At 58.8% G+C, this 11,385-nt stretch carries 7 protein-coding genes; 4 read left to right on the forward strand and 3 right to left on the reverse strand.

Annotated features, from left to right (window positions below; genetic code table 11):
• Window positions 1-6 precede the first annotated feature (6 nt).
• On the forward strand, window positions 7-2,964 hold the full coding sequence (locus tag H4I99_RS02565; protein WP_163904297.1) for a bifunctional [glutamine synthetase] adenylyltransferase/[glutamine synthetase]-adenylyl-L-tyrosine phosphorylase: 2,958 nt from the start codon (window positions 7-9) through the stop codon (window positions 2,962-2,964).
• A 120-nt stretch (window positions 2,965-3,084) separates the two neighbouring features.
• Here the strand turns inward: H4I99_RS02565 and H4I99_RS02570 are convergent, their stop codons facing one another.
• Entirely contained in the window at window positions 3,085-3,276 is a 192-nt protein-coding gene (locus H4I99_RS02570; RefSeq protein ID WP_163904299.1) for a hypothetical protein, read from the reverse strand.
• Between H4I99_RS02570 and H4I99_RS02575 the strand changes: the two genes are divergently transcribed.
• Window positions 3,266-4,087: an ABC transporter ATP-binding protein gene (locus tag H4I99_RS02575; RefSeq protein ID WP_206110871.1), complete on the forward strand. Its 822-nt coding sequence runs from the start codon at window positions 3,266-3,268 to the stop codon at window positions 4,085-4,087. The two genes, H4I99_RS02570 and H4I99_RS02575, sit on opposite strands and share 11 nt — an antisense overlap.
• Window positions 4,080-4,877 carry an ABC transporter permease gene (locus H4I99_RS02580; RefSeq protein ID WP_206110872.1) on the forward strand — a complete coding sequence of 266 codons (798 nt, stop codon included), beginning with the start codon at window positions 4,080-4,082 and terminating at the stop codon, window positions 4,875-4,877. Before H4I99_RS02575 ends, H4I99_RS02580 begins: the two co-directional genes overlap by 8 nt.
• Before the next feature lie 229 nt (window positions 4,878-5,106).
• Here H4I99_RS02580 and H4I99_RS02585 read toward each other — a convergent pair whose 3' ends face one another.
• Window positions 5,107-7,326, reverse strand: a complete 2,220-nt coding sequence (locus H4I99_RS02585) for an autotransporter domain-containing protein (protein WP_163904303.1) — start codon at window positions 7,324-7,326, stop codon at window positions 5,107-5,109.
• A gap of 554 nt (window positions 7,327-7,880) precedes the next feature.
• The gene (locus tag H4I99_RS02590; RefSeq protein ID WP_163904305.1) at window positions 7,881-10,226 is read right to left on the reverse strand and encodes a PAS domain-containing sensor histidine kinase; all 2,346 of its coding nucleotides are present in this window, start codon (window positions 10,224-10,226) and stop codon (window positions 7,881-7,883) included.
• 276 nt (window positions 10,227-10,502) lie between these two features.
• Between H4I99_RS02590 and H4I99_RS02595 the strand changes: the two genes are divergently transcribed.
• Window positions 10,503-11,336, forward strand: coding sequence for a DUF4344 domain-containing metallopeptidase (locus tag H4I99_RS02595; protein WP_163904307.1), 834 nt, complete (start codon window positions 10,503-10,505; stop codon window positions 11,334-11,336).
• Window positions 11,337-11,385: the final 49 nt, after the last annotated feature.

The following is an 11,385-nucleotide window of genomic DNA, read 5'->3' on the forward strand; positions in this document are numbered from 1 at the left end:
TGTGGGATGACGGAACCGAAGACAACGCGTCTGATGGATGTTGCGGCGGATGTGATAAGGCCGCTCAATCAGGTGGAACTGAAATCGGTTCTGTCGATGCTCAAGGATCTGGGGCGCAGTGAGCCAGCGATCGCGAACCTGCTGGGGAGCGAAGGACCGCTCAAGAATTTCGTCGCCGCTGCGCTGACGCTTTCTCCTTATCTTCGCGACATGGCAAACCTCTCACCGCCGCTTCTGGCCGAGGCCATCCAGCAGCCGATCGAACTGATGCTGGAGGCGCTTGTGGCGTCGGCCCGCAACGCCTGGAAGGGTGAGCCGGGCGGTCCCTCCGCGACCGAGGCGCAGGTGATGTCGCGATTGAGGATTGCCAAGCGCAAGGTCGCGTTCGTGACCGCGCTTGCCGACCTCGCACGGATTTTCGCCGCACGCGACACCACGCGCTGGCTGAGCGCCGTAGCGGACGCATCGGTGGCGGCTGCGATCGATCACCTGCTCGTCGCCGGTCAGGAGGCAGGTAAGCTCACGCTTCAAGACCCGTCCGAGCCGTCGAAGGGCAGTGGCTTGATCGTGCTTGGCATGGGCAAGCTCGGCGCTCGCGAACTTAACTATTCATCGGATGTCGACCTCGTCGTGTTCTTCGAGCCGGAAGCGGGCATTCTTGCCGTGCCGGATGACGCGACGGAGACCTATGGCCGGATGATGCGCCGGCTGGTGCGCATTCTGCAGGAGCGTACGGCCGATGGATATGTGTTTCGCACCGACCTTCGCCTTCGCCCCGATCCGGGCTCTACGCCGCTCGCAGTGCCGGTGGAGGCGGCCTTGGTCTATTATGAGGGCCGGGGGCAGAACTGGGAGCGCGCCGCCTACATCAAGGCCCGTCCCATCGCTGGCGATCTTGTCGCCGGTGAGCAGTTCCAGCGGGAACTGGTGCCCTTTGTCTTCCGTAAATATCTTGACTATGCGGCAATTGCAGACATTCACTCTATCAAGCGTCAGATCCACGTTCACAAGGGGCACGGGGCCATTGCGGTCAAGGGTCACAACGTCAAGCTTGGTCGCGGCGGTATCCGCGAAATCGAATTCTTTGCCCAGACGCAGCAACTGATTGCGGGTGGACGCATGCCGGAGCTCAGGGTTCGCCCGACCGAAACGGCCCTTTGCGCATTGGCGGCAGCAAACTGGATCGACGACGAGACGCGAGACGAACTGATCTCCTGCTACTGGTTCCTGCGGGATATCGAACATCGCATCCAGATGGTGCATGACGAGCAGACCCACCTGCTGCCGGAAAGCGAGGCGGAGTTGCGGCGCATCGCCTTCATGTCGGGTTTCGCCGATGCCAAGGGATTTTCGGTCAAGCTCGAAGAGGTACTGAAAGCCGTCGAACGCCGCTATGCAAGGCTTTTCGAGCACGAGGAAAAGCTGTCGACAGCGACGGGAAACCTGGTCTTCACCGGCCAGAACGATGACCCAGATACGCTGAAGACACTAAAGAGCCTCGGTTTCGAACGGCCGGAGGACATTTCCCGCGTTATCCGCACCTGGCATTATGGCCGCTATCGCGCCACGCAATCCGTCGAGGCGCGCGAGCGTCTGACGGAATTGATGCCCGAACTGCTCAAGGCCTTCGGCGAAAGCCGGCGGGCCGATGAAGCTCTTTTGCGCTTCGATGATTTCCTTTCCGGCCTGCCCGCCGGCATTCAGCTTTTCTCTCTCCTCGGCAACAATCCGGCTTTGCTCGACCTCATCGTCAACATCATGTCGTCGGCGCCAAGGCTTGCCGAAATCATCGCCCGCCGCCCGCATGTTTTCGACGGCATGCTCGATCCCGGTCTCATGGTTGAACTTCCGACGCGGGATTATCTTGCCAAAAGACTTGCCTCCTTCCTGAACGGCAGCCGATTCTACGAGGAAACCCTCGATCGGTTGAGGATCTTCGCCGCGGAACAGCGCTTCCTGATCGGTGTCCGCCTTCTCACCGGCTCTATTGGAGGAACACAGGCCGCGAATGCCTTTACCGACCTTGCGGGGCTTGTCATCGGGGAGGCTCTGAAGGCTGTAATCGACGAGATGGAAGCGACCCACGGGCGGATCGAGGGCGGACGGGTGGCGCTCGCCGGCATGGGCAAGCTTGGCAGCTTCGAACTGACGGCAGGTTCTGACGTTGACCTGATCCTTCTCTATGAACATGCTGACGATGCGGGAGATTCCGATGGATTGAAGCCTCTCGATCCCGTCCGCTATTTCACCCGGATCACACAGCGTCTGATCGCGGCACTCTCGGCGCCGACCGCGGAGGGCGTGCTCTATGAAGTGGACATGCGACTGCGACCCTCCGGCAACAAGGGGCCGGTAGCAACCAGACTGCGCGCCTTTGAGAAGTATCAGAATGAGGAGGCCTGGACATGGGAACACATGGCGCTAACACGGGCGCGTCTCATCAGCGGTGATGCCGACCTCATCGGGCAGACGAAGTCGATCATAGAAAGCGTGCTTGTAAGTCCGAGGGATCGGGCGAAAGTCGCCACGGACGTGGTGGAGATGCGCCAGCTGATCGAGAAGGAAAAACCGCCGCGTAACATCTGGGATTTCAAGCTTATTCCGGGCGGGTTGATCGATATCGAGTTCATGGCCCAATACCTGGCGTTGATTGCGCCGGGCAGAGGTATCGAGAGAAGTGTCAACGGCCTTTCGACGGCTGATGCCCTTCGCCAGCTCGGACCCGAGTTGATGAACCCCAACGATCTCGATATCTGCCTGTCGGCCCTCAGGCTTTATACCGAACTGTCTCAGGTGATCCGGCTTTGTATCGATGGCCCCTTCGACACTGAAACGGTTCCGGCTGGCCTCGTCGATCTCGTCTGCCGGGCGGGAGACTGCCCTGACCTGAGTACACTTGAAGCAGAAGTGAAACGGTTGTCGAAGGCGGTACGAAAGGTATTTCAGACGGTGGTGAAAGGCTGATAAAGGACATAGCTGCAGCAACATGGCGCCGTTTCAGCAGAACAATCGTGCAGACCGTTCCGCTCGATTGTTCGAAGTTGGAAAAAACAAATAATGGCGTTGAATTTCGCAGCGTTGAGGTCAACAATGGCCTTGCAAAAGACGAAGAGCGTTCGACACTTGTATTGCCATGAATGAGCCTGTTTCAACAGCTGGCACAGAAGCCGGATCGTTAGCCATCCATAAAATCAGAACTGCCATTCTTCTTGCCGCGGCAAGCAATTCATTTTGACCAGAGCCACCTTCAAAACGGGAAAGATCTATGGAGATCATGCAGCGTTCCCAGTTGGAATACCCGATCCGGACGACGGGGCTGACAAAGATTTTCGATGATCGCGTGGTGGTGGATCAGGTTGAGCTCAATGTCCGGTCCGGTGAGATCTTTGGCCTTATAGGCCCGAACGGTGCGGGCAAGTCGACTTTGATCAAGATGCTGACGACGCTGCTGCCGCCGACGAGGGGTGAGGCAACCGTCGCCGGTTATGATGTCAGACGAGAGGCGAGGGGTGTTCGCTCACATATCGGTTACGTGCCGCAGCTTCTGTCTGCGGATGGCGCGCTGACAGGTTATGAGAACCTGCTCCTTTCGGCGCGCCTCTATCTCATTCCACGCCGCGAGCGTGCCGCGAGGATCAAGGAGGCGCTGGCAATGACCGGGCTTGCGGATGCGTCCGATCGCCTGGCCCAGCACTATTCCGGCGGAATGCTCCGGCGTCTGGAAATTGCGCAGAGCACCCTGCATCGGCCAACGCTGCTCATCATGGACGAGCCCACGGTCGGGCTCGATCCCATGGCGCGAGACGCCGTATGGGACCACATCCGCGATCTGCGGAAGCGTTTCGGCACGACAATTCTCTTGACCACCCATGTGATGGGCGAGGTCGAGGCGCTTTGCGATCGCGTCGGTATCCTCCACCGTGGCCGGCTGGAAAAGCTTGGTACGGCCAATGAACTCAAGGCCGAGATAGGCCCCAATGCGACGCTCGATGATGTCTTCGTTCACATAGTCGGCGAAGATGCAGGAAAGACGGAAGGATATTACGACGTTCGCCAGGCTCGCAGGAGCGTTACCGCCCATGAGTAAGCCGAATTGGAAGGTGATCCCCGACTATGGCACCACGGTTCTTGCAGTTTCTGCTGCCGAGATCAGCAAACTTCGCCACGATCCGAGCGAAATCCTGACGCGCGCAATCCAACCGGCGATCTGGCTGGTTTTGTTCGGCGAGGTCATGGCGCAGGTTCGTGGCCTGTCCAGCACGACCAACGGAACTTATCTCGATTTTCTGGCCCCGGGCATTCTTGCACAGAGCGTGCTCTTCGCAGCCATCTTCTACGGTATCGCCGCCATATGGGAACGCGATCTCGGTGTGTTGCATCGCTACATGGTCAGCCCCGCCCCCCGAACGGCACTGGTCCTGGGAAAGGCTGTTTCTTCGGCTGTCCGTGGTATCTCGCAGGCAGTCGTCGTCTACGTACTCGCGCTGATGCTAGGTATATCGGTAGACCTCGATCCGCGCGCCTTACTTGGGGTGGCGGCGCTGATAGCGCTCGGTTCCGGTCTCTTCTCCACTTTTTCCCTCATCATTGCTTGCATCGTCAAAACGCGTGAGCGTTTCATGGGCATAGGCCAGGTACTGACTATGCCGATCTTCTTCGCCAGCAACGCCATCTATCCCATCGACATAATGCCGCACTGGCTGAAGATGGTTTCTCAAGTGAACCCATTGACCTATCAGGTCGATGCCCTTCGGACCCTGATGTTGACCGGCGCGGTTAGTAAATACGGCGTCGGGTTCGATTGCCTGGTGCTTGCGGCGACCATGTCAGTTCTCGTGGTCATTGCAGCGCGGATGTATCCGCGACTGACCACTTAACACGGATTCCGTTCACAGAAAGTCGAGAGAGGATGGCGATGCGTAAGGCCATTCGGGCGTCGGGCGTAAGAAGTCCGATGCGGCGAGGAGCTTTGTCTGTTGTGATGGTGCCAGCATACGAGGCAAGGCCTTCTCTGATAGGGAAACGTTTGTAAAACCCCTGGCCAATGAAAAATGCCGCCGGACCTGCTCGGTCACTGACGGCATCCTCCTTTATCAATATTCCTGCTTAGAAGTTGACCTTCCAGCCGCTTCTGACCCAGACGTTCGGATCGTCGCCTTCGGTGGTGGCGTTGACCATGAGCGAGGCGGTGCCGCCGCCGACGTCGAATTCGGCGCCGATGCCGGCGCGGACCCAGAACTGCTTGACGTCCTGTCCTTCGAGGTCGAACGAGCTGATGCCGATGATCTCGCCACTGGTGCCGGTCGTTTCCTTCTCGAAGCGGTAGTCAGCTTCGGCGCGACCGAGCAGGCGGATGTCGTCGGTCAGGGTATGAACCAGATCGACACCGACGCGGGCTATGGTCGAGTGATCCTTGCTCTCGTCGTAGATGGCTGGGAAGGAGCCGCCGGTTTCCGTGTAACCGTCGCTCTTGGTGTTGGCGCGCGACAGAGCTGCATAGGGCGTGAATGCGCTATCGCCGAAGGTGAAGGCGTTCAGCCAGTCGACGCGGATCTTTCCGGCCCAGGTTTCGGTGTCGGTATCGCCGGAGGAGTAATCCATGGCGCTGCCGTTGAGATAGCCGCGCTTGATGTCGAGCTTGCCGCGCGAGTAGTAGCCGCCGACGGTGAGGTAGATGTCACCGGCGATATTGGCGGAGACTTCCGGCGAAACGTACCAGCCCTTGTGCTGGAAGTCGCCACCAGCATCGAGGTCCTGGTCGGTATAGGTGCCGCCGGCGGAGATGCGGGCGGTGATGCCATCGGCAACGCCGTAACCGAAACCGAAGTCGCCAAGCACGAGGCCGCCGTCAGAGGTATCGTTATTGTCATATCCAGTATCGACCGTGCCCCAGATGGAGCGCTGCCCGGCCTTGAGCAGGTCTCGCATGGGGCTGCCCTGCGCACCGAACATGATAGTGTTAGCACTGCCAAGCGGCTGGCTGACGCGTGGAGTTGCGGTTGAAGAGATCGTGTTGAGGTATTGCGGCAGGTCGATGATGCCAGAAGAGACGGTGGCTACGCGTGCGATATAGTAACTGTCCCCGTTGGTATAGCCCGCAACGACGTTGCCATCATCCGAGACCTTTATCGCATTTCGCGTAAAATCATCGGTGATGGTAACGCCATTGTTGCGCAGCCACTGTTCTACAGAAATCATGCCGTCCGTGGCGGTCCATCGAAAGCCGTGCCCGGTATCGTTGCTGTCCTCAGCATAACCTACGACAACCATGCCGTCGGCATTGACATCATAGGCGCTTGAATAATTGCCCCCGAGAGTGCCGAGGTCGCTCATCGTACCGTGGATGCCATCTGTGCCCACTGACCAGCGGTAGGCATGGTAATAGGTAGCGTCGGTGTTGACGTCCGGAGCTGTTTCCGCTTCGCCGACAATCACACTGCCATCATTGCTCATAGCTTCGGCGTAGGAATAGTTTCCACCCAGCGTGCCGAGATCAATGATGCCACCGGCGTCAGTCCAGCGAATTGCGCGACTGTAGCCGTATGTAGAGTTGCCCATGGTATTGGCCGATCCCACGACGACCAATCCATCGTCGCTGACCATGGTGGCAGAACTATAAGTACCGTCACTGAGGGTGCCTATATCCGTCATTGCTGCGTCGCCGACACGCCAGACGAAACCGTGATAGACATTGCTGGTAGCGGTATCGGAATTACCGATAACCGTGGTTCCATCCGCGCTTATTGCTCTGACGGTGGAATACGATCCACCCAATGTTCCGAGATCAGTGAGCGAGCTGTTTCCCTTTTGCCAATAAAAGGCGCGGTATTCGTAGTTGCTGTACTCTACCTGACCGGCGACGGCCATGCCGTCACCGCTGACATCCGTCGCATAGGAATCGCCCGTCGTGAGCGCACCAATATTGGTGAAGCCTTCCGCGGCCGACCAGATAAATGCCTGATAACCACCATCCGCTGAAAACTTCGCGTTTCCGACGACCACGGTTCCGTCGGCGTTCAGGGCGCGTCCGTAGGTGTAGTAACCGGTGGAGATGATCGTCGAGGCGGTATCCACGTCGTAGGTCGCATAGCCGCTCGTTCCAGTCGGCAGGAAGCTGGTGGTATTGAGCAGCTTGACTACGGTCGTGCTGCCCGTCCAGTCATTGAGCAGGGCGATGGAGAGGTCATTGCTGACATCGTTGAATCCATCTTCCGAGGAGTGGGCCGAGTGTGCCTGCAGCGCAAGTACTATGGAAAGCGCCGAGGTTGCCCAAAGCGAGGCAAAACTGGTCTTTGACCGGTGACAGGTGAGCTTCTGCATGAACATCAATATTATCCCTGAAATGCGGCAAAGAAGCCGACTTGATCTACTGGTGGGGCACAATCGAATGCGTCGGTCTGCAAAATGAATTGACTATCCATTTCATTCGTTAGTTGTGTGTGTAAAACACGAATCGTGTTTGCCTCGGAACGACTTTCGCGTTCCGTGCGCCCGCTGGCAACGGATTGTCAGATTGTGTCCAAAAAAAGTCGACTTCATGTGCGGCCGAATTCCAAGTATCTGAAAGAACTTTTAAAATTAGATTCTCCGAATTGCGGCAGATGTGGGGAGTTCGTGGCGCCCAGGAGCGCAGGGTGAGGCACCGGAAGCGACGACCACCCCATATCGAACGTCTGTTTTATCCGGAGTGCGAGCGCCCGCGAGAACAGGTCTGAGAGCATTTCCAGCGAACACGGGATCGCCCAAAATGCTCTATCTTTTTGTTTTTACCGCATCGTCCGACGCCGAGGCGATCACGCTTCGGCTGGAAATGCTCCAGGTGTTCGCTGAAAACAAGCGTTTTACAGATGAGTATTCGCTGCCGCCGGGGCGGCTGCCTTTCAGGCGGCCGCCGTCTTGCCACGCCGGGACGGGATATTGTCCGGTATCCTTACCGACACGACTGTGCCGTGACCTTCGCGGGAGCGGATGCGAAGTTCGCCGCCATGCATGCTGACCAGCGAGCGGGATATGGCAAGGCCGAGGCCGGAGCCGCCATTGCTGCGGGCATACTGGCTCTGTACCTGCTCGAACGGGTGCCCGATTTTGGAGAGCGCGGTCTTCGGTATGCCGATGCCGGTATCGGCGATGGTGATCGTCACCGCATCACCGGTCCTGCGGGCCCGCAGCGCGATCCGCCCACCCGCATCGGTAAACTTCACCGCATTCGACAGGATGTTGAGCAGGATCTGCTTCATCGCGCGGCGGTCGGCATTCATCGTCAGCCCGGTCGAAACGCGCTGCTGGATGAGGATGTTCTTCTCGTCCGCCGGGATGGCGGTGAGCCGCATGCTTTCCTCTATGAGGGCGTCGAGGTCGATATCCTCGCAACGGATCTTCATTTGGCCGGCTTCGATCTTCGACATGTCGAGAATGTCGTTGATGACATTCAGCAGGTGCTTGCCGCTATCATGGATGTCGCGTGCATATTCGGAATATTTCGGCGAGCCGATCGGGCCGAACATGCCGGCAACGAGGATCTCCGAGAAGCCGAGAATGGCGTTGAGCGGGGTTCTCAGTTCATGGCTCATATTGGCCAGGAATTCGGATTTCGCCTTGTTGGCCGCTTCCGCGCGGTCCTTTTCCGCAAGGTAATTGGTGTTGGCGACCGAAAGTTCGGCCTTCTGGCGTTCAAGTTTCTTCTGTGACGCCGATAGATCGCCGATGGTCGCCATCAGACGTCGTTCCTGATCGCGCAGGCGCTCCTGGTGACGCTTCAGAAGGGTGATGTCGGTGCCAACGGAAACGAGGCCGCCGTCACGGGTACGCCGTTCGTTGATCTGCAGCCAGCGCTCGTCGGCAAGCTGGACCTCGGTCGTTCGCGAACTATTGCCGAGATCGGGATCGGCGATGCGACGCTGGATGATAGGTCGGGATGCCGCTGCCTGCACCACGGCGCGTTCGGTGCCGGGTACGAGAATGCTGTCCGGCAGGCCGTAGACCTGCTGGAAGTGCGCGTTGCACATTACCAGACGGTCATTCTTGTCCCACAGCACGAAGGCTTCGGACGTGCATTCGATGGCGTCCGCCAGTCGCTGATCGGCCTCGGCGTAACGCTGCGCCAGACGGTGCTGCTCGGTGACGTCCATGGCAATGCCGATGACATGCAGGCAGCCGGTGTTCGATCTGATGACCTGGGCGCGAGCCCGCATCCAGACATAATGGCCACTGGCGTGGCGCATCCGGAAGACCTGATCGATCTGCCGGGAGCTGCCCTTGCCGATGGCGCGGGCCAGTGCATAGAGGTTGCCGTCTGCGGGATGCATCAGCTTTGCCGCGTCCGCGAACGTCAGCATGTCATCGGACGGTGAAAGCCCGAGCATTTCATACATTGATCGCGACCAGAAGAGCTTGCGCGAGGCGAGATCGAAGTCCCAGAGTCCGCAACGGCCGCGCGACAGGGCGGTTTCCACCCGCACGTTGGTTTCGAGGAAGATATCGTCCGCATCGCGAGCGCGCTTCACCTGCTGGAAATAGGCGTAGAGGATAACCAGCAGGATCAGCGAGATGCCGGCAAATAGTGTGACGTTGAGTGAGATCTCGCTGCGCCAGAAGCTCATGGCGCCCTGAAGGGAATGGGCCGCGAGAATGAGCGCGCCTTCGGTTCCCACAGGTGTGACCACCGCGAAATGACGAATGCCGCCAATATCTGTCTCAATGGCACCGCTGCGATCGGCGAAACGTCGGATGGTGCTAACCTCGGGCAACAGCGAGCCGAGCTGCATGCCGACATAGCCGGCGCCATCGGAAGAAGATGCATAGATGCGCCCGCTCGCATCGACCAGCAGCACGAAGGCACCGTCGGCCATGCGCTCCTGCGGCAGGAAGCGTGCAAGTGCAGCCTCGGAATTCTCGCGGTCCGCATTGGTGAAAAGCTCCGGCCTGGCGACTAGCGCCGCATTGGCCGTTGCCGATACCAGCGCCGTCGACTGGCGCACCGCGCTCTCGATCCGTGCATGTTCGGAAAGCATGCCGGTAATCCGTGCCAGAGCAACAACGGTCAGGAAGGCCAGGATCAGCACCGGAATGGAGCGACGAAGAATGGTTTCGATCCGCCGGGACGCTTCGGCGTTGCCATTGCCAAGCGTTGAGACGCCCTTCGAAAGCGCGTCGAAAAGAGCAGCAATCCCGGTAAGTTTAAGCCGCAACCGTTCATCGGCTGCGGTTGCCCGCTGCGCGTTCGACATCGTCCCCTGCCTCGATTTTCTCGTGTGATTCGAAGCGCCGCCCGCCCGAATCTGCCTTAATGAATCATCGGTGATTCGGCTTGTCCAGCCCGGCTTGGTGAACAAAATCTTAAGCCTTTATTCCGAATCGGTTTTTTTTGTACGCAAAGTACCAACCGCTTGAATCTGATTGAAAACGCGCCCGCATCTCCCTTATCGATGGGCAGAGAACATATGCGGGCGGACACCCGAGGGGGACTTTGCTTGAAACACTTCCTGCCATTTCGCAGACGTCTCGTGAGGGCCGGTGCCCTGGCGGTGATGTTCGCATTCCTGTTGTCTCATACGGCGGTATGGGCTGCCGAGGGTACGCCGCCGAAACTCTACAAGAAGCTGACGGATGAACAGGCGGAGGAGGCGGATCAGTTCGCCCTCAACAATGCGATCGCCACCGTCTTCCACGAGGCCGGCCACATGCTGATCTCGGAGTTCTCTCTCCCGGTTCTCGGCAAGGAAGAGGATGCCGTCGATGGACTTGCCGTCGTCCTGCTGCTTGAGGCGGAAGACGAGGACTTCAACAGCGCCGTCGAGGATTTCGCAAATGTCTGGTTTCTATCAGCGGGCTCGGCCGATGAAGACGAGGAGTTGGCCTTCTGGGATTCCCACGGTCTGGACGAACAGCGCGCCTACAACACCGTCTGCCTGATGATGGGTAAGAACGAGAAGCGCTTCAAGGACTTCGCCGACTCGCTGGATTTTCCGGAATATCGCCGCGAGCAGTGCCCGGAAGAATATGAGAGCCTGTCCGCAAGCTGGGACCGCGTGCTGGCTCCGCACGAGGCGGGCAAAAACGACAAGACGGACTTCAAGATCACCTACGAGAAGACCAGCGATCCGCAACTCGCCTATTTCCGCAAGATGATCAAGGACGCCGAAATCCTCGAGATGGTCGCGGTTACGTTTTCCGGCAGCTACAAGCTCGAGGACGGGATCAAGCTGACGGCGAGCGAATGCGGAGAGGCGAACGCCTACTGGAGCCCCGGCGATCGCGAGATGACGCTGTGCTACGAGGACCTGCTCAACAGCGCCAACCTCGACGCCCAGTGGTATATCGACAATCCTGACGAATAACGCTCTGTGGAAGGCAGGGCGGGCGAGGCGTTCGACGCCGCGCCCGTGC

Source organism: Paenirhizobium daejeonense, assembly GCF_014280875.1.
GTDB lineage: Bacteria > Pseudomonadota > Alphaproteobacteria > Rhizobiales > Rhizobiaceae > Allorhizobium > Allorhizobium daejeonense.